General features: G+C 67.5%; 20 protein-coding genes. 19 read left to right on the top strand and 1 reads right to left on the bottom strand.

What is annotated here, in order from left to right; translation table 11 throughout:
• Nucleotides 1-6: 6 nt before the first annotated feature.
• The 19 genes from LK459_RS00335 to LK459_RS00245 all read left to right on the top strand — a co-directional run bounded on the left by LK459_RS00335 (nt 7) and on the right by LK459_RS00245 (nt 17,518).
• On the top strand, nt 7-2,640 hold the full coding sequence (locus LK459_RS00335) for a [protein-PII] uridylyltransferase (protein WP_227921101.1): 2,634 nt from the start codon (nt 7-9) through the stop codon (nt 2,638-2,640).
• Nucleotides 2,641-2,731: 91 nt separating this feature from the next.
• Nucleotides 2,732-4,288 (top strand): signal recognition particle protein, encoded by a 1,557-nt coding sequence (ffh, locus tag LK459_RS00330; RefSeq protein ID WP_227921099.1) that lies wholly within the window; start codon nt 2,732-2,734, stop codon nt 4,286-4,288.
• A gap of 4 nt (nt 4,289-4,292) precedes the next feature.
• Nucleotides 4,293-5,390, top strand: coding sequence for an amidohydrolase family protein (locus LK459_RS00325; protein WP_227921098.1), 1,098 nt, complete (start codon nt 4,293-4,295; stop codon nt 5,388-5,390).
• Between the two features lie 539 nt (nt 5,391-5,929).
• Complete coding sequence (rpsP, locus tag LK459_RS00320) at nt 5,930-6,382, top strand: 30S ribosomal protein S16 (protein WP_039993096.1); 453 nt, start codon at nt 5,930-5,932, stop codon at nt 6,380-6,382.
• Nucleotides 6,379-6,621, top strand: a complete 243-nt coding sequence (locus tag LK459_RS00315; RefSeq protein ID WP_005176668.1) for an RNA-binding protein — start codon at nt 6,379-6,381, stop codon at nt 6,619-6,621. The genes rpsP and LK459_RS00315 overlap by 4 nt, the downstream gene beginning before the upstream one ends.
• 13 nt (nt 6,622-6,634) lie before the next feature.
• A complete protein-coding gene (gene rimM, locus LK459_RS00310) occupies nt 6,635-7,153 on the top strand; it encodes a ribosome maturation factor RimM (protein WP_227921096.1) in 519 nt (172 codons plus the stop codon).
• 68 nt (nt 7,154-7,221) lie between these two features.
• Nucleotides 7,222-7,920 carry a tRNA (guanosine(37)-N1)-methyltransferase TrmD gene (gene trmD / locus LK459_RS00305; protein ID WP_227924000.1) on the top strand — a complete coding sequence of 233 codons (699 nt, stop codon included), beginning with the start codon at nt 7,222-7,224 and terminating at the stop codon, nt 7,918-7,920.
• A gap of 145 nt (nt 7,921-8,065) precedes the next feature.
• The gene (locus tag LK459_RS00300; protein ID WP_227921090.1) at nt 8,066-8,407 is read left to right on the top strand and encodes a YbaB/EbfC family nucleoid-associated protein; all 342 of its coding nucleotides are present in this window, start codon (nt 8,066-8,068) and stop codon (nt 8,405-8,407) included.
• Nucleotides 8,404-8,784, top strand: coding sequence for a hypothetical protein (locus LK459_RS00295; RefSeq protein ID WP_227921089.1), 381 nt, complete (start codon nt 8,404-8,406; stop codon nt 8,782-8,784). The genes LK459_RS00300 and LK459_RS00295 overlap by 4 nt, the downstream gene beginning before the upstream one ends.
• Nucleotides 8,781-9,803 carry a hypothetical protein gene (locus LK459_RS00290; RefSeq protein ID WP_227921087.1) on the top strand — a complete coding sequence of 341 codons (1,023 nt, stop codon included), beginning with the start codon at nt 8,781-8,783 and terminating at the stop codon, nt 9,801-9,803. Before LK459_RS00295 ends, LK459_RS00290 begins: the two co-directional genes overlap by 4 nt.
• Nucleotides 9,804-10,032: 229 nt before the next feature.
• Nucleotides 10,033-10,374: a 50S ribosomal protein L19 gene (gene rplS / locus LK459_RS00285; RefSeq protein WP_007238548.1), complete on the top strand. Its 342-nt coding sequence runs from the start codon at nt 10,033-10,035 to the stop codon at nt 10,372-10,374.
• A gap of 18 nt (nt 10,375-10,392) precedes the next feature.
• Nucleotides 10,393-11,265, top strand: a complete 873-nt coding sequence (gene lepB, locus LK459_RS00280) for a signal peptidase I (protein ID WP_227921085.1) — start codon at nt 10,393-10,395, stop codon at nt 11,263-11,265.
• A 14-nt stretch (nt 11,266-11,279) separates the two neighbouring features.
• A complete protein-coding gene (locus LK459_RS00275) occupies nt 11,280-11,948 on the top strand; it encodes a ribonuclease HII (protein WP_227921084.1) in 669 nt (222 codons plus the stop codon).
• 59 nt (nt 11,949-12,007) lie between these two features.
• Complete coding sequence (locus LK459_RS00270; RefSeq protein WP_005176689.1) at nt 12,008-12,319, top strand: DUF2469 domain-containing protein; 312 nt, start codon at nt 12,008-12,010, stop codon at nt 12,317-12,319.
• 150 nt (nt 12,320-12,469) lie between these two features.
• The gene (locus LK459_RS00265) at nt 12,470-12,841 is read left to right on the top strand and encodes a YraN family protein (protein ID WP_265416852.1); all 372 of its coding nucleotides are present in this window, start codon (nt 12,470-12,472) and stop codon (nt 12,839-12,841) included.
• Nucleotides 12,842-12,849: 8 nt separating this feature from the next.
• Nucleotides 12,850-14,361, top strand: coding sequence for a YifB family Mg chelatase-like AAA ATPase (locus LK459_RS00260; RefSeq protein WP_227921082.1), 1,512 nt, complete (start codon nt 12,850-12,852; stop codon nt 14,359-14,361).
• Nucleotides 14,358-15,506 (top strand): DNA-processing protein DprA, encoded by a 1,149-nt coding sequence (dprA, locus tag LK459_RS00255; RefSeq protein ID WP_227921081.1) that lies wholly within the window; start codon nt 14,358-14,360, stop codon nt 15,504-15,506. Before LK459_RS00260 ends, dprA begins: the two co-directional genes overlap by 4 nt.
• A gap of 45 nt (nt 15,507-15,551) precedes the next feature.
• Entirely contained in the window at nt 15,552-16,415 is an 864-nt protein-coding gene (locus LK459_RS00250) for a siderophore-interacting protein (RefSeq protein ID WP_227921079.1), read from the top strand.
• Between the two features lie 149 nt (nt 16,416-16,564).
• Complete coding sequence (locus LK459_RS00245) at nt 16,565-17,518, top strand: tyrosine recombinase XerC (protein WP_227921077.1); 954 nt, start codon at nt 16,565-16,567, stop codon at nt 17,516-17,518.
• Between the two features lie 28 nt (nt 17,519-17,546).
• On the opposite strand, the gene LK459_RS00240 is transcribed toward LK459_RS00245, so the two are convergent.
• Nucleotides 17,547-18,137 carry a M23 family metallopeptidase gene (locus tag LK459_RS00240; protein WP_407648830.1) on the bottom strand — a complete coding sequence of 197 codons (591 nt, stop codon included), beginning with the start codon at nt 18,135-18,137 and terminating at the stop codon, nt 17,547-17,549.
• Nucleotides 18,138-18,319 lie beyond the last annotated feature (182 nt).

Genomic DNA, 18,319 nt, shown 5'->3' with positions numbered 1-18,319 from the left:
GGCCCGTTGCCTTTCGTCAACTCCGACCGTGGCCCTGCGTCCGACGACTCGTCGGGTGCAGGGCCACGATCTGGCATGGGACCAGGCGGTGGCCCTCTCGCCGCCACCGACCTGGCACGCACACGCAAGCAACTGACCGAGGCGACCGGGGTCGGTCGACTCGACGCCGCCGGATTGCGGCAGGTCCTGGTGGACCTGCACGAGTTCTGGTTGACCAGCAAGGCGGCAGAGCTCGGGATCAGGCCGCACAGCGGACTCGCGATCGTCGCGGTGGGTGGACTCGGCAGAGGAGAGATGCTGCCGCACTCCGACCTCGACCTGATCCTGCTCCACGACGACCTCTCGGCCGACCGGCTCTCCGAGGTGGCCGACGGGCTCTGGTATCCGTTGTGGGACGCCAACATTCCGCTCGACCACAGCGTGCGTACCGTTCCGCAGGCGCTGCAGGTGGCGTCTGAGGACGTGACCGCTGCGCTCGGTCTGCTCGAGGCGCGGCACATCGTCGGTGACGAGGATCTCTCCGCATTGCTGATCGGCGGCGTTCGGCAGCAATGGCGTACCGAGATACGGCACCGATTCCCCGAAGTGGTCGAACACGCCCAGGATCGGTGGCGCCGTGCCGGCGATATCGCGCATCGTGCCGAGCCGGATCTGAAGAACGGCCGCGGCGGCCTCCGCGACGTCCAACTCCTCGGTGCCCTCGCGATCGCCCAACTCACCGATGGCATGGGCGGGTTGCGTCCTGACTCACCGAACGCCGGCCCGCAGATGGCCTATCACCGTTTGTTGGACATCCGTACCGAACTGCATCGGATCGCGGGACGCCCGCGGGAACAGGTCCGCGCCCAGGATGCCGACGAGATGGGCGCGTCACTGCGTATCGGCGATCGCTTCGACCTCGCGCGGGTCATCAGCGACTCGGCTCGAACGATCAGCTACTCCATCGACGTCGGTCTGCGTACGGCGGGCAATGCGCTTCCGCGCCGCGGCCTCTCCAAGCTGCGACGTTCGCCGATCCGGCGACCCCTCGACGAGGGCGTGGTGGAGCACAACGGCGAGATCGTCCTGGCGCGCAACGCGATTCCCAGCAAGGACCCGGGACTCATCCTGCGCGTGGCGTCCGCATCCGCGCGGACCGGGCTCCCGATCAGTGCGTCGACGTTGTCGCGGCTCGCCGACTACGCACCAGAACTCCGCGAGCCGTGGCCCGCCGAGGCTCTCAGCGATCTGCTGGTGCTGCTCGGTTCCGGGCACCACATGATCGATCCCATCGAAGCGCTCGACCGCACCGGCCTGTGGGGCAGGCTGCTGCCGGAATGGGGTGCGGTACGTGATCTGCCGCCACGCGACGCCGTGCACACGTGGACCGTCGACCGGCATCTCGTCGAGACCGCGGCATACGCGAGTTCGATGACCACCCGTGTGTCACGTCCCGACCTGTTGGTGCTCGGGGCGCTCATCCACGATCTCGGCAAGGGCCGCGGCGCCGATCACAGCATCGTCGGCGCCGAACTCGCCGTGCAGGTGGGCAACAGGTTCGGACTCTGGCCGCAGGATGTCGACGTGCTCTCGGATCTGGTTCGCCATCACCTGCTCCTGCCGTCGATCGCGACACGACGCGACCTCGATGATCCGGCGACAGCCGCCGAGGTGGCCGAGACACTCGGATACGACCGGGTGCTGTTGGAATTGCTCGCGGCGTTGGCCGAGGCGGATTCGCGCGCCACAGGACCCGGGGTGTGGGGGGAGTGGAAGGCCTCGCTGATCAACGATCTGGTGCGCCGCACCCTGCGCTTGATCGATGGGGAGGCTCCGGACGAACCGGAGCCGCTGAATGCGGAGGCGCGAGCGCTCGCCGAGAGCGGACCCTACGCGGTCAGTCTCACTCCGGGCGAGGGTCCGCACACCTTCACTGTGGTGATGGTCGCACCAGATGCCCCGGGGCTGCTCTCGAAGATGGCGGGGGTGGTCGCGCTGAACGGCCTTCGTTCGCATTCGGCGACGGTCCAGACCATGGAGACCTCGGACGGCCAACGCCGTGCGGTCAACACATTCGTCGTGGTTCCGACATTCGGCTCGCCACCCGAAGCCGGTCTGCTCCGGCAGCAGCTGATCGCCGCGGTCGAGGGCAAGATCGACGTGATCGAACGGCTCGACGCGCGGGAACGAAGCTCACCCATTCCGACGATCGGCACCGTCAACGCCGTCCCGGGGACCGGCGCTGCGGCCGCTGCCGGCAGTACCGATCCGGCCGTCGACGGCGCCGGGCACCCGAAGAACGCTGTACCGGCGTTGTTCGCCATCGCGCCGCCCCGGATCATCTGGGCGTCGGCGCCGTCCGACGACGAGGTGCTCATGGAACTGCGCACCGACGATCGGCTCGGGCTGCTCAGTCGGGTCAGTGCCGTGATCGAGCAGCACGGCGGCGACGTTCGCTGGGCGAAGGTGACCACCCTCGGCCCGACCGTCGTCGACAACTTCTGTCTGCGTCTCGCCGACGACACCCCACAGGCGCGCACGGCGCTCGCCGACGCGGTGATCGCGGCATGTCCGCCGCCACAGCCGAGGTCTGATTCGGGCAAGGACGACGGCGCGTCGGGTGCGACCGGCTCCGGGCGTTCGGGCGTACCGATCAGTTGAGGGCCGAGATCGTCTGCGGCTGACGCACACGCGGTGACCGCAACTCGCACCGCTGCGGCACGCCAGGTCGGCGTCGTGGGACACTGGGGGAATGTTCGACTCCCTCTCCGATCGCTTGACCGGTGCGCTGAAAGATCTGCGCGGCAAGGGACGCCTGTCCGACGCCGACATCGACCGCACCGCCCGTGAGATCAGACTCGCGCTGCTCGAAGCCGACGTCTCGCTGCCTGTGGTGCGCGCATTCATCGCGCGCATCAAGGAACGCGCCAAGGGCGCAGAGGTCTCGCAGGCACTCAACCCCGCGCAGCAGGTCGTCAAGATCGTCAACGAGGAACTCGTCGGGATCCTCGGCGGTGAGACGCGGCGCGTGCAGTTCGCCAAGAACCCGCCGACCGTCATCATGCTCGCCGGCCTGCAGGGTTCCGGTAAGACGACGCTCGCGGGCAAGCTCGGCCACTGGCTCAAGCAGCAGGGCCACACCCCGCTGCTCGTCGCCTGTGATCTCCAGCGTCCGGGCGCCGTGTCGCAGCTGCAGATCGTCGGTGAGCGCGCGGGCGTGACGGTGTTCGCGCCAGACCCGGGAACGAGCATCGGCCAGTCCGGTGAGTTGGGCACCGTCAGCCATGGCGATCCCGTTGCCGTCGCGCGCGCCGGTGTTGCCGAGGCCCGCGACCACCACTACGACGTCGTCGTCATCGACACGGCCGGTCGCCTCGGTATCGACGAGGAGCTGATGGGTCAGGCCTCCGACATCCGGGAGGCCACCGAGCCCGACGAGGTGCTGTTCGTCGTCGACGCGATGATCGGTCAGGACGCCGTCGCCACCGCAGAGGCCTTCCAGAGCGGCGTCGGTTTCACCGGCGTCGTACTCACCAAGCTCGACGGCGACGCGCGCGGTGGTGCCGCATTGTCTGTTCGCGAGGTGACCGGGCAGCCGATCATGTTCGCGTCGTCGGGTGAGAAGCTCGAGGACTTCGACGTCTTCCATCCCGATCGCATGGCCAGCCGGATCCTCGGCATGGGTGACGTGCTCAGCCTGATCGAACAGGCCGAGCAGCACTGGGATGCCCAGCAGGCCGAGGCAGCCGCACAGAAGATCAGTCAGGGTGAGCTCACCCTCGAGGATTTCCTCGAGCAGATGCAGATGCTGCGCAGGATGGGGCCGATCGGCAACATCCTCGGAATGTTGCCGGGCGCCAACCAGATGAAGGACGCGCTCTCGCAGGTCGACGACAAGCAACTCGACCGTGTGCAGGCGATCATCCGGGGCATGACGCCTGCCGAGCGCGACAATCCCAAGATCATCAACGCCTCGCGCCGACTGCGCATCGCCAACGGTTCTGGTGTGACCGTGAGCGAGGTCAACCAACTCGTCGACAGGTTCTTCGAGGCCCGCAAGATGATGGCGCAGATGTCCGGCCGCATGGGCATGGGTGGCGGCTCGCGCAAGACCAACCGCAAGAAGGGCAAGGGCAAGAAGGGCAAGGCCAAGGGACGCGGACCGACGCCACCGAAAGTACGCGGCGGTTTCCCCGGGATGCCCGGTGGATTCCCGGACCTCTCGGGCATGCCCGCGGGCCTCGATGAGCTGCCGCCCGGGCTCGAGGGCATCGACATCTCACAGTTCCAACAGCCGAAGAAGAAGTAACGGCGTGACGGCTCCGGCAACGACGGACTCGTCTACGGCGCGTCATTATCACGGCTGTGACCCGCTGACCGACGACGTCGTCGACCTGTGGGTCGTCGGCGACGCCATCACCCGTGAGCCGGTATCGGGCGCTGTGACCGTGGTGGCCGACGGCTGGATCATTCCCGGGCTCGTCGACGCGCACAACCACGTGGGGATCGCGCCAGGACTGGGGGTGACCATCGACCAGGCGCGTGCCTTCGCGCATACCGACGCCACTGCGGGTGCACTGCTGATCCGCGAGGTCGGTTCACCGCTTGACACCCACCCCCTCGACGGAACTGCGGGTCCGGTGTTCATCCGTTCCGGAAAACACATCGCTCGGACGAAACGGTATCTGCGCGGGTACGGCGTCGAGCTCGACGATCCGGACGAGCTACCCGCCGAGGTGGCACGCCAGGCCGCCGCGGGTGACGGGTGGGTGAAGCTCGTCGGCGACTGGATCGACCGCGAGGTAGGCGATCTCGCGCCGCTGTGGACCCGTGCCCAACTCGACGCGGCGGTCGCCACCGCGCACGACGCCGGTGCGCGGATCACCGCGCACGTGTTCGGCAGTGACGCGCTCGATGACCTCATCGCCGCCGGCGTCGACTGCATCGAACACGGCACCGGCCTGCACGCGGATCAGATCGATGCACTCGTCGAGAAGTCGATCGCCCTGGTACCCACCATGATCCAAGTGGACAACTTTCCCGAGATCGCCGCAGGCGCCGACAAGTACCCGACGTACGCGGCACACATGCGAAAACTGCACGGCGCCGCTCCCGACACGTTCGGCGCGGCACGAGAGGCCGGCGTGGCGATGTTCGCGGGTACCGATGCGGGTGGATTCATCGAGCACGGGCGCATCGTCGACGAGATCGAACGCCTCGCCCAGATCGGTTTCGGTGCCATCGGCGCGCTCGCCACGGCAACGAGCGCGCCTCGACGATGGCTCGGAGCGGGGACCCTCGAGGAAGGCGACCGTGCCGATTTCCTCGTCCTCGACGACGATCCACGGACTGACCTGTCGACGCTCCGCAGGCCGCGTGCCGTCGTGTGCGCCGGTGTGCACGTCGTCTGAAACGACCCCGGGCGCTGCCTCGGTGAGCGACGGCGTCCGCGTCTCCGGCTGCGGTGCGCCGCGAGTCAGCTGAAGCAGGACAGCCCCTGGGTGTGAGGTACGCCACTGACGACGCCATGGTCTGCGAAGTTACCCCCTAGTAGGGTGGCAATCACGTTGCATCGACGCGCGTACGCGGTCCGGTTCGGCGCTGCAGCACACCCATGTTCGTGCTGTGGACATCGATGTCGCTGTGGTGGCCCGGGCTCCCGTTGGACCGCGCAGAGCTCGTATGGGGCATGCGGTTGCCTTTCGCGGGGTGGGCAATCGCATGTTCCATACGACAGCGCCCGCGGTCAGCGGCTTCATCGTCGGGTCCGCCGACCCTCTGGCTGCCGGTTGACGGGATTTTTTCCAGGGGCCGCCGTCTGGCACAATGGATCCTCGGTTCGTCGGACCGGTCACGCACCGCCCGACGGTCACACCCGAATAGATCGCAAAACCGGGTCCGCCACATCGGGCGGGCTGCTGAATTGCGCAGTGACCACTGGAGAAACACCATGGCTGTCAAGATCAAGCTCACGCGGCTCGGCAAGATCCGCAACCCTCAGTACCGCATCGTCGTTGCCGACTCGCGGACCCGCCGCAACGGCCGCGTGATCGAGACCATCGGCAAGTACCACCCCAAGGAAGAGCCGAGCCTCATCGAGGTCGATTCCGAGCGCGCGCAGTACTGGCTGGGAGTCGGCGCGCAGCCGACCGAGCCCGTCGCAGCGATCCTCAAGATCACCGGTGACTGGCAGAAGTACAAGGGTCTGCCGGGTGCCGAGGGCACGCTGAAGGTCGCCGAGCCGAAGACGTCGAAGCTCGACCTGTTCAACGCGGCACTCGCAGCCGCCGACAGTGCGCCGGTCGCCGAGGCGATCACCCCCAAGAAGAAGGCCGCGAAGAAGGCCGACGAGGCTCCTGCCGCCGACGAGGCTCCCGCCGCTGACGCCAAGGACGAGGCGTGAGCGCTGTCGTCGCCGACGCGGTCGAGCATCTCGTCCGCGGGATCGTCGCCAACCCCGACGACGTGCGCGTCGAGCTGATCACGGGTCGCCGCGGTCGTCTGGTCGAGGTGCACGTCAATCCGGAGGACCTGGGAAAGGTCATCGGTCGCAACGGCCGTACGGCCACCGCCCTGCGCACCCTGGTCTCCGGGATCGGTGGCCGAGGCGTCCGGGTCGACATCGTCGACACCGACCGCTGAACCGGCTCCCACGATGGACCTCGTGGTCGGCCGTGTCGCGAAATCGCACGGAATCCGCGGTGAAGTCGTCGTCGACGTCCGTACTGACGTTCCCGAGGAACGATTTGCAGTCGGCACCGTCGTACGTGGACGGCCGGGCCGTGGAGGCAACGAGAAGAACTACACGGTGACAGCCGCCCGGCAGCATGCCGGGCGGCTGTTGCTGTCGTTGGCCGAGGTGTCCGACCGCACTGCCGCAGATGCGTTGCGTGGCACGCTGTTTCTCATCGACAGCGCCGACGTCGACTCTGGTGACGACCCCGACGAGTTCTATGACCACGAACTCGAGGGCGTCGCGGTCACGACCGTCGACGGTGTCGAAGTCGGGGTGCTCAGTGCGATCCTGCACCTCCCCGCGAACGACGTGCTCGCAGTGACGACGCCGTCGGGGTCGGAGGTACTCGTGCCGTTTGTCCGCGAGATCGTGCCGACGGTCGGTGTCGACGGCATCGTGATCGATCCGCCGGACGGGCTGATCGACGACGAGTCATGAGCGATCCACAACACAGCGAACCCACGACAGCGCACACCGTCGCCCCGGCTGTCGCACGCCTAGGCCCGATGCGCATCGATGTGGTCTCGATCTTTCCCGAGTACCTCGACCCACTGCGAATCGCCTTGCTGGGCAAGGCGATCGACAAGGGGGCCATCGAGGTCGACGTGCACGATCTGCGTGACTGGACGCACGATGTCCACCGTGCGGTCGACGACTCGCCGTATGGCGGCGGCCCCGGCATGGTGATGAAGCCCGAGGTCTGGGGCCCATGTCTCGACGACGTCTGTCCCGACGACGCGCTCCTGGTGGTGCCGACTCCCGCGGGTGTGCCGTTTCGGCAGGAGACCGCCGAACGGTACAGCCGAGAGAAGCACCTGGTCTTCGCGTGCGGTCGGTACGAGGGAATCGATCAGCGTGTCTTCGACGACGCGGCACGTCGTGTCCGCGTCGAGGAGGTCTCGCTGGGCGACTTCGTGCTGATCGGTGGGGAAGTGGCCGCGATGGCGATGATCGAGGCGACAGTGCGCCTCATCGACGGCGTGCTCGGCAATCCGCGCTCACACGAGGAGGATTCGTTCTCCGACGGCCTGCTCGAAGGGCCGAGTTACACCAGACCGGTGCAGTGGCGTGGACTCGAGGTCCCGCCTGTGCTGCTCAGCGGTGATCACGCGAGGGTGGAGAAGTGGCGTCACGAACAGTCGCTGCAGCGCACGCGCGAGCGTCGGCCCGACCTGCTCGCGGATTCATCGACACAGCCCGAGTGAACCTGGGGGGTCGCTCGACGACACCGGTGGCCGCGCAACCGTTGTCCACAGGCCTGCGTCGAGTCGACGTGTGACCGTGCCGGGACGGCTATGATCTGCCCATACGTCGTGGGGAGGGGCCGTTGTGCCGGACAGGTGGACACGAATGCTCGACGACCTCGAGCGCCAACGCGTCGAATTGGCAAGAGTGACCGGCGAACTCGATCGGCTGACCGCGCAGGCCACCACGCCGGACCGACTGATCAGTGTGACCGTCGGGTCGCGGGGGCTCATCCGCGATGTCGACATTCGCCCCGCCGCACTGCGGCATTACCGTGCCGAACAATTGTCTGTATCGATCGTCGAGCTCGCCAGGCGTGCCGACGCGGAACTGTGCGAGCAACGGGAACGACTGTTGCGCAGCGTGTCCGAGATGCGGCCGGGATACGCAGACGTACGGCGTGACGGGTATGACGGTCGCACCCGTGCTGACGAGGTCCGCCGGTGAGCGGTTCGGCCGATGGCCGGGAAGCCCCCGAGGAGGGTTCTGCCACGATGCGGCTCGACGCGCGGTTCCACAGCGATGTGCTCGGACGGTTGAGCCGGGTCGCCGATCAGCTCCATGCGCTCCGCGACGAACTCGTCACGGTGTGTGCCGTTGCCGACCGCGCCGTCGGTGAAGGTGTGCAGGCCGAGGCCTTCCGGTCGGGAGCACGTCCGATCGCTGTCGAGTGCGTGCGCGGCGTCGACACCGCGTCGAGCGCTCTCGACACGATCGTCGACCGTGCCCGCCGCGGCGCCGAGCAGATCGTCGACACCGACCGGGAACTCGCTGCACGCGGACGTGCCGACACCGACGAGCGGACAGGCCCCGAAGTCACATGACCAACGCGAACTCGGCAGCGACGACATCGCCGACCGACGAGCTCCGCACCCTCGCCGAGGCACTGGTGCCGGGATGCTGGCCGACGGCGGACGACGCGACATTATTGGACTGCGGCCGTCGGCTCCGCGCACTCGGAGAGGACCTTCGCGACCTCGCCGACGCCGTCGACTCGGCCCGACGAGATCGTGATGGCTCGGGGCGGTTTCACGACGCGCTGACCCGAGCGCTCGCAGTTGTGACGACGGACGCCGACGGGATGCGCGCCACGGCCGAGCGCTTCACCGCGCTCGCCGGATCGCTCGAGGCGTTCGCAACCGCGACCGCTGACGCGCGCTCCGAGATGACTGTGCTCGCATCGATTGCCGATCGCGACCGGCTCGCGGGCTCGGTGGCCGCAGCGCTCGGCGACGACTCCGCCCGCGTCGCAGCTGCCGGCGCCGGTCGTTACGCCCTGTCTGCGGCGGGTGACGAGTACACGGAGCGGGCCCACGAGGCAGGCGACGTGACCGACCGCGAGGCAACGCAGGCCGCACCACCGTCTGCGACCGGTGGCATGATGCCGATGGCAGGATTGGCCGGTCTCGGAGCGGCAGGGATGCCCTTGGGTGCGGCACTGCTGCACAGTCCTCAGGGAGTCGCAGAACGCGCTCTCACCGTCGACATCGACCCGGCGGCGTTGATCGACCGCGCGGCTGTCCTCCAGGCGTCGCTCCCGTACCCGTTCTCCGAGTGGATGCGCGTGGCCATCGGAGTCGGCGTCGACGAGAACGGCGAGCCCGTCCGTGTTGTCGCGACCAGTGACCCACAGCCGTATCAGCGACCAGGCTTTGCGATGGTGCCGAGCGAGCTCCTCGCCGGCGACGGCGGCCCGCCGGAGTATGCGGTCGTGGCCGAGATGGTCCGCTCCGGGGTGACACCGAGGATGGTGGCGACCGCTGACCCGACGCCGCAGGGAATCGCATCGGTGCTGATCGCGGAGGGTGTCGAGGTGCTGTCACCGCCGCAGTCGCGGACGTGAACGCGTCCGACCGAGGATCGGACGCCGCGTGCTCCGCGCGATTTCACTTCCCGCCAGGTGCTCTGGCACAATGGACGGGTTGCCTGAGACCGTCGATCGACGTCACGGGCATGACTCGGAGCACGAACCGGTTCGAACCATACGCCGCACCCGTCGGAACACCGACGCACGTGGCGTGGGCCGCCAGGTTCCTCTGTTCACCAGTAGCCACATTAAGGAACAACGACACATGAACACCCTCGACTTCCTCGACAAGCAGTCGCTGCGCGACGACATCCCCGAGTTCGGCCCCGGCGACACCCTCGACGTGCACGTCAAGGTCATCGAAGGCTCCAAGGAGCGCGTCCAGGTCTTCAAGGGTGTCGTCATCCGTCGTCAGGGTGGCGGTATCCGCGAGACCTTCACCGTTCGCAAGGTGTCGTTCGGTGTCGGCGTGGAGCGCACCTTCCCGGTGCACAGCCCCAACATCGCGAAGATCGATGTCCTCACCCGCGGCGACGTCCGCCGTGCGAAGCTCTACTACCTGCGCGATCTGCGCGGTAAGGCAGCCAAGATCAAGGAAAAGCGCTGACGCGTCTACCCTGACGACGTGGCATCTGAACACGGCGCGGCACATCACTCCGACGCAGACGACGCCAATTCACGTTCGACGGAGAAACCCGACGTCGCTGCAGATTCCGAGGACCCGCAGGCGCGGCCCTGGCGAACCAAGGACGACGAGGACGAGCCCAAGCGCAAGCGCGGGTCGTGGTTGCGCGAGACGATCATCATCATCGCGTGCGTGCTGTTGGTGACCTGGATTCTGCAGACCTTCATCGGAAGGCAATACGTGATCCCGTCGGAATCGATGGAATCAACGCTCATCGGCTGCCAGGGCTGCACCAACGACCGCATCGTGATCGACAAGCTGGCGTATCGCTTCGGCGATCCCCAGCCCGGTGATGTCGTCGTCTTCCGTGCGCCGACCGCGTCGTGGGACGGCGACTGGGAGTCACCACGCTCGTCCAACACCGTCGTGCATGCACTGCAGGACGGCCTGTCGTGGTTCGGCTTCGCGCCCCCGGACGAGAATGACCTGGTCAAACGAGTCATCGCGACCGGCGGCCAGACCGTCGAGTGTCGCAACGCGGACGGCGTCGGAGTCAAGGTCGACGGCAAGGCGCTGACCGAGCCCTACATCGACAAGAGTCTGCAGTCGCGCGACGTCGCAACCGGGCAATCGGGTGAGCCCGACAATCAGGTGACCAGCTGTTATGGTCCGGATTTCGGTCCGATCACCGTGCCCAAGGGCAACGTGTGGGTGATGGGTGACAACCGCGAGTACTCGGCGGATTCCCGCTATCACATCACCGACGAACTCCACGGCACCGTTCCGGTGTCCGACATTCGCGGCAAGGTGCGTTTCATCATCTATCCCGTGTCACGGATCGGTGGTGTCGGCTCGGTCAACCCGCAGCAGTGACAGGTCGTGGTGTCGTGGGCTCGTGGCCGCCGAGATCTCCCGTTCGCCGGGCAGCAGGGCTGCGGACGTTCGAGTTCGCGTTGCACCGTGGCGGATTAGGACCTGTTGCGGGTGTAGACGAAGCAGGTCGAGGAGCGTGCGCGGGCCCGCTGGTTGTCGCGGCGTGCGTCCTCAAGCCCACCCAACTCGCGTCTCTGGCAGAACTCGACGACTCCAAACGGCTCTCGGAGGCAACAAGGGAGACGCTCTACCGCGCCGTCACCCGATACGCGGCGAGCTGGTCGGTCGTGATCATCGAGGCCGACGAGATCGACCGGATCGGCATCCATGTCGCGAACATCGAAGGGATGCGTCGCGCCGTCGCCCGACTCGACGTCACGCCCGGATACGTGCTGTCCGACGGTTTCGCGGTTCCGGGTCTGACGGCCCCGTCGCTTCCCGTGATCGGTGGTGACGGCGCAGCTGCGTGCATCGCCGCTGCCAGCATCCTCGCGAAGGTCACGCGAGACCGCATCATGGTGGCGATGGACGACGAGGTGCCCGGCTACGACTTCGCCATCCACAAGGGCTACAGCACCGCTCATCACATGGCACGCCTCGACGCCCACGGACCGTCGCATCAGCACCGGATGTCCTACCGCAACGTCGCCGCCAGGCGTCGTGTGGAGGGCGACACCGCGTGAGGTGTTCGACGATCACTCCAGACCGACCTGCTCCACCACGACCGCGATAGGCTTGCACGATGAGCGCTGAGGATCTCGAGAAGTACGAAACCGAGATGGAGTTGTCCCTGTACCGCGAGTACAAGGACATCGTCGGCCAGTTCACCTACGTGGTGGAGACCGAGCGGCGTTTCTACCTGGCCAACGCGGTGGAGATGGTCCCGCGTAACACCGACGGCGAGGTGTACTTCGAACTCCGCATGAGCGACGCGTGGGTATGGGACATGTACCGGCCGGCGCGCTTTGTCAAGCAGGTCCGCGTCATCACGTTCAAGGATGTCAACATCGAAGAGCTCGAAAAGCCGGAATTGCGGCTTCCCGACGAGCCGTGAGACGCGGGCGGCCACTTCTCGGTGACGGCGACGAGGCTGTCCGACAGGCGGTGATGGCCTGATCGGGTGACGAGCGCTCGTCGAACATCGCGGCTCCACGGGTATTCCACAATCTCGTGTGTTTCTGCGCGGCGTCCGGATCGGCGGGCATTGATCGGACGGTTGGGTGAAGACCTCGCCGCCGAGTACGTTGCCGGTCTGGGTTGGTCTGTGCTCGAACGGAATTGGCGATGCCGCTACGGCGAGCTCGACATGATCGCCACGGACCGCGACGGTCAGGAGTCGGCGCTGGTCATCGTCGAGGTCAAGACCAGGGCCAGCCGAGTACTCGGTGACCCTGCCGAAGCGGTCACCGCCGACAAGCTCTCGCGGATCCGACGGTTGACCCGACTGTGGTTGGCCGATCAGGACGCGTTCTGGCCGACCATCAGGGTCGACGTCGTCTCCGTTCAGCTCGATCCCCACCATCCCGAACGCACCGAACTCGCCGCGCTGCGTCATCACCGCGGTGTGTTCGAATAGGGCGCGCGATGTCGTTGGGACGCTCCCATTCCGTTGGCCTGAACGCCTTCAAGGCGGGGATTGTCGAGGTGCAGGCCTCTCTCAGCTCGGGACTGCCGGGATTCTCCCTGTCCGGAAACGTCGATTCCTCTCTGCGTGAGGCTCGTGATCGCGTGCGTGCCGCCGTGGCGAATTCGGGGGAGAAGTTCCCGGAGAAGAAGGTCACGGTGAATCTGGCACCCGCCGAGATGCCCAAGAGTGGCTCGGGACATGATTTGGCCCTTGCCGTGTCGATACTTGCTGCGACCGAGGCGGTTCCGACGTCGGCGTTGGGCACCACGGTCTTTCTGGGCGAACTCGCGCTGGATGGCAGGTTGCGTCCGGTTCGCGGTGTGTTGCCCGCCGTGATCGAGGCACGTAACGCGGGATTCGCCCGTGCGGTTGTGCCCATCGAATCGGTGGGTGAGGCGACGCTGGTGAGCGACATCGAGGTCGGGGGCGCGCATTCCTTGTCGGAGGTGGCGCGATGGCTGAAGGGGGAGTGTGTGCTGGACACGGTGTGCGAGATGCGCGCTGTACCCGCCGACCCGGTCGCCGACATGGCCGACGTGGTCGGCCAGAGCGAGGCTCGCCACGTACTCGAAATCGCCGCCGCCGGTTCGCATCACGTGATGATGACCGGACCTCCGGGCATCGGGAAGACGATGTTGGCGCGGCGGCTGCCCGGCATTCTCCCGCCGCTCGACGCGGAGGAGTCGTTGGAGGTGACCGCCTTGCATTCGATCGCCGGGCGGCTGCGTCCCGGTCAGCCGTTGATCACCGCGCCGCCGTTCGTCGCGCCCCACCACAGCACGTCGACGACGGCGTTGATCGGCGGCGGAACGGGTATGGCGCGTCCCGGCGCGGTGTCGCTGGCACATCGCGGCATCTTGTTTCTCGACGAATGTGCCGAAATGGGCCCCAAAGTCCTCGATTCCCTTCGGCAACCCCTCGAAGAGGGAGAGGTGCGGATCAGTCGACGCGACGGGGTGGCTGCCTATCCGGCGCGTTTCCAACTGCTCCTCGCAGCCAACCCCTGTCCGTGCGCGCCGGTCCACGACGTCGACTGTGTCTGCAGCGCGGTGGTCCGGCGGCGCTACCTCGGAAAGCTGTCCGGACCACTGATGGATCGTGTGGATCTGCGGGTGCTGATGGAACCACCGGGAAACACGGCGCTGACGATGGCTGCGGGGGAATCGAGTGCCGATATCCGGCTCAGGGTCACCGCTGCACGCGGGGCCGCGATCGAGCGGTGGCGCGATCACGGTTGGCGCACGAACTCCGAGGTGCCCGGTTCCGCACTGCGACAACAGTTTCGGCTTCCACCCAAGGCCCTCCGCCCCGTCGAGATGTGCGTTCGGGAGGGGCGTGTGACCACGCGCGGGGTCGATCGCGCCCTCCGCGTCGCGTGGACGTTGACCGACCTTCGCGGCGGCGACGTCCCGACCGAAACCGATGTCGCTCAGGCGCTGCTGTACCGAGACCGAGGGGGATACCGATGACCGTGTACGCCGACACCCGGCACGACGATACCGAGTTGCGCGCGTGGGCCTACCTCAGCGCTGTTGCCGAGCCGCCGTGTACCGCGATCCGTCGGCTCGTCGACGACGTCGGTGCGGCCGCGGCAGCCGACGCCATTCGTACTCGTCGAGTACCGGCAGGCCACGAGGCGGTGCTCGGGCCGACCACTGCACGAGCCGACAAATGCACTCCGGCGCAGGACCTGGAGAAGGCCGATGCGCTCGGCGCCCGGCTGCTGACCCCGAATGACGCCGAATGGCCGGCGTGGTCACTGTTGCCGCTGACGAGAATCGACGCATCGGCGCACGGGGACGAACCGATCGCGCTGTGGGTGCGTGGACCCGCACGCCTCGACGACGTTGCCGCGGCGTCGATCGCGCTGGTCGGGTCGCGTGCGGCGTCGTCGTACGGCGAACACGTCACCGGACGACTCGCAAGCGAACTGTGCGCGCAGGGGTGGGCCGTGGTGTCGGGCGGCGCCTACGGCGTCGACGGGGCGGCTCATCGTGCCGCGCTGGCGTCGGGGGGTGTGACGCTGGCAGTGTTGGCCTGCGGGATCGATCGCGACTATCCGGCAGGACACGCCAGGCTGCTCGCCGAGATCGCCGGTCGTGGCGCGGTGGTCTCCGAGTACGCCCCGGGCACAACTGCCGCGCGGCACCGATTCCTGACGCGAAACCGGCTGGTGGCAGCGTTGTCGTCGGCGACTGTCGTCGTCGAGGCGGGCAAGAGGTCGGGTGCGGCGAACACCGCGGCATGGGCCCGCATGATCGATCGGCCCGTGGGAGCCGTACCGGGACCGGTCACATCGGCGACGTCGGTGGGGTGTCACCGGCTGATCGCCGACGGACTCGGCACGCTCGTGACCGACGCGGCATCGGTCATCACCCTTGCGATACCGGATGGCGGGGGTGATCCCGGCCGCGGTCGGGATCGGCCGACCGACACACTCACGGACGACGAAAAGCGGGTTCACGACGCGATTCCGGGACAGGGCAGTGCGACGACCGCGGAGATCTCGTTCGCTGCGGGCCTCGACCTCGGGATCGTCCGCGCCGCACTGGCAGGTCTGGAGATCGCAGGTCTGATCGCGGCGGACGGCGCAGGATGGCGACTCTCGGTTTAGGTCACCCTAATTTGAGGCGTATGCTGGGTTTCATTAGGAGGTTCCATGGCAAAGCGCGTGAATTCGATGACGGTGCTCCGACGCGAGCAGATCACACCCCACATGGTGAGGCTCTATCTCGGTGGAGACGGCTTCGACGACTTCGCGGCGGCGCTGCCCCCGCGATCCGACCGTGACACCGATATGTACGTGAAACTCATCTTCATGCCCGCGGGCGTCGACTTCCCGGACGATTTCGATCCGCGGGCGTCGCGGTCACTGCCGCCCGAACAACAGCCCGTGCTGCGTACCTACACGATCCGTTCGGTCGACGAGGACGAGCGCGAGATCGCGATCGACTTCGTCGTGCACGGTGACGAGGGGATCGCAGGCCCGTGGGCTGCAACCGTGGCACCCGGGTCCGCGGTGAACTTCCTCGGACCGGGCAGTGGTTACCGTCCTGACTCCGACGCTCCCTGGCATCTCCTGGCCTCGGATGAAGCGGGCCTGCCCGCGTTGGCGGCGGCGCTCGAGGCGCTGCCCGCGGATGCGATAGCGAAAGCGTTCATCGAGGTCGCCGGACCCGACGACGAGGTTCCGTTGAACGTGCCCGCCGGGGTGCAGGTCACGTGGGTCCACCGCGGTGGTCCTGCAGGCGAGGTGTCCGACGACGTCGCGGGCGACAACGCGCCGCTGATCGGCGCCGTGCGCGAAACCGAGTGGCTCGACGGTGAACCCCACGTGTTCATCCACGGCGAGGCGCAGGCGGTGATGCACAACCTGCGCAGCTACGTACGCAAGGAGCGCGGCGTGAGCGCTGCGAACGCATCGATCTCGGGTTACTGGCGGCGCGGGCGCACCGAAGAGGGGTTCCGACAGTGGAAGTCCGAACTGCGCGCGACGGAGGAGTCCGCGGGCGTCGCCGGTTGAAGAGCGACGGCCGGTCGGGTGGCCGGGAGGCTGTCTCGGGCTCGTAGCCGCCGCTGATTCGTACGCTGCGTATCGGCGCCGAGGCGACGATCCGACAACGACGCGCGTGTGCGGTTGCGAACGCTGGCGGCGTTCGCTGTTGTTGATCTATGACCGCCTCCGTGCTCGACGACTTCGCCGACTATCTGCGCCACGAGCGTGGACGTAGCGAGCACACCATCCGCGCCTATGTCTCCGACGTGCGCGGGCTCGTCGCCTTCGCCGGCGCCCGGGGGGTTCAGGTGGGCGACATCGACCTGCCCCTGCTGCGTTCCTGGCTCGCCGAACACACGCGCCGCGGAGCGGCGCGCACCACCGTCGCACGGCAGGTGTCGTCCGCGAAGACCTTCTGCGCGTGGGCACTTCGCGAACAAATCTTCGACAACGACCCGTCGACGCGGCTGCAGGCGCCCAAGGCGCACCGCACCCTGCCACCGATCTTGGCGCCGGACGAGGCGGCCGCCGCGATCAGTGCGGCGGGCCGCGTCCGCCGCTCCTCGGGTGACGAGGACGTGCCGACGGACTCCGACGTATCGTCGGACACCCCCGACAGTGTCGCCCCGATCGTGCTTCGCGACGTCGTGATCGTGGAACTGTTGTACGCCACCGGGATTCGTGTAGGGGAGTTGTGTGGACTGGACATCGCCGATATCGAGCAGGGCCGCCGGGTGGTCCGCGTGATCGGTAAGGGCGACAAGGAGCGGACGGTGCCCTACGGAGCACCGGCAGCCAAGGCCGTAGCACGGTGGCTGCGCGACGGTCGACCGTCGCTTGCGACGGATCGTTCCGGAGATGCGCTGCTGCTCGGCGCGCGTGGGGGCCGCCTCGATCAACGGATGGCACGGTCTGTCGTCCATCGCGCCGTCGACGCCGCGGGCGGCCCGTCGATGGGGCCGCACGGTCTCCGACATTCGGCGGCCACACACCTCCTCGAGGGCGGCGCGGATCTGCGTGTGGTGCAGGAACTCCTCGGCCACGCGTCACTGGCGACCACACAGCTGTACACGCACGTCAGCGTCGAACGTCTACGTGCGGCGCATCGCCAGGCACACCCACGGGCCTGACGGTCCCTCTCGTCTGGTCGACATGTGCTCACCCGTCGAGAGGTTTGAGTCGAACACGTGCCGCGCCGAGCAGTCCGAGTGGATCCACGTATGCGGCGGTCCGTCCCGCTCCGCGCCGGGCGCCCCAGTGCACACACGCAGCCACAGGGCAGCCGGCGTGCCCTGCAAGGGCCGTTCCGATCGGTGTTCCGCGGTCGACTCGGTCGCCGCGCCGAACGCTCGGCCGGACCGGTTCGTACGTCGTGATCAGACCGTCGGGATGCTGGACCGACACCGTCGATTTGCCGCCGACCTGCCCCGCGAACCGGACCACCCCGTCGCCGGCGGCGAGCACCGGTGCGCCGGTCTCGACGGCGAGATCGACGCCGCGGTGACCCGCGTGCCATCGTTGATCAGGTGCGTCGAAACCGGTGACCACCGTCGGTCTCGGTGCGAGCGGCGCGCCGTATTTCGCCGTGCGCGCGTCGACGACGGCGGGAACTCCGAGCAGGAGGGCGCTGGTCAGCGCGATGTCGGCGAGGAGGACGACGAGGCGCCGCACGATCGGGGAGCTGTCTGGGACGTGTGCGTTCTCGGCGTGCTCGGGCGAGGTCTGGCGGTGCATGAAGATCTGACGCACGCACAGCCCGAAAAGCTCCACCGAGGTGACGGTGGTGGCGACCGACCGGCGTTTTGGGTTCTGAGCTGGGGCGGCGTAGGCTGGTAGGGCATCTCATCTGCGGATGAGGTGACTTCGCGCGCCTGCATCAGGTTGCGTCGCACCGACCGAGGTCGCGTGCGGCAGCCGCATCCCTCGCGCGG

The sequence above is a fragment of the Gordonia otitidis genome, from assembly GCF_020735545.1.
GTDB lineage: Bacteria > Actinomycetota > Actinomycetes > Mycobacteriales > Mycobacteriaceae > Gordonia > Gordonia otitidis.
This window is presented reverse-complemented; position numbering and strand designations above follow the sequence as displayed.

What these genes read in the sequence shown, in the direction of transcription:
- ffh (WP_227921099.1), top strand. Translation starts at nt 2,732, where the DNA reads ATGTTCGACTCCCTCTCCGATCGCTTGACCGGTGCGCTGAAAGATCTG.
- rpsP (WP_039993096.1), top strand. Translation starts at nt 5,930, where the DNA reads ATGGCTGTCAAGATCAAGCTCACGCGGCTCGGCAAGATCCGCAACCCT.
- rimM (WP_227921096.1), top strand. Translation starts at nt 6,635, where the DNA reads ATGGACCTCGTGGTCGGCCGTGTCGCGAAATCGCACGGAATCCGCGGT.
- trmD (WP_227924000.1), top strand. Translation starts at nt 7,222, where the DNA reads ATGCGCATCGATGTGGTCTCGATCTTTCCCGAGTACCTCGACCCACTG.
- LK459_RS00300 (WP_227921090.1), top strand. Translation starts at nt 8,066, where the DNA reads ATGCTCGACGACCTCGAGCGCCAACGCGTCGAATTGGCAAGAGTGACC.
- LK459_RS00290 (WP_227921087.1), top strand. Translation starts at nt 8,781, where the DNA reads ATGACCAACGCGAACTCGGCAGCGACGACATCGCCGACCGACGAGCTC.
- rplS (WP_007238548.1), top strand. Translation starts at nt 10,033, where the DNA reads ATGAACACCCTCGACTTCCTCGACAAGCAGTCGCTGCGCGACGACATC.
- LK459_RS00270 (WP_005176689.1), top strand. Translation starts at nt 12,008, where the DNA reads ATGAGCGCTGAGGATCTCGAGAAGTACGAAACCGAGATGGAGTTGTCC.
- LK459_RS00260 (WP_227921082.1), top strand. Translation starts at nt 12,850, where the DNA reads ATGTCGTTGGGACGCTCCCATTCCGTTGGCCTGAACGCCTTCAAGGCG.
- dprA (WP_227921081.1), top strand. Translation starts at nt 14,358, where the DNA reads ATGACCGTGTACGCCGACACCCGGCACGACGATACCGAGTTGCGCGCG.
- LK459_RS00250 (WP_227921079.1), top strand. Translation starts at nt 15,552, where the DNA reads ATGGCAAAGCGCGTGAATTCGATGACGGTGCTCCGACGCGAGCAGATC.
- LK459_RS00245 (WP_227921077.1), top strand. Translation starts at nt 16,565, where the DNA reads ATGACCGCCTCCGTGCTCGACGACTTCGCCGACTATCTGCGCCACGAG.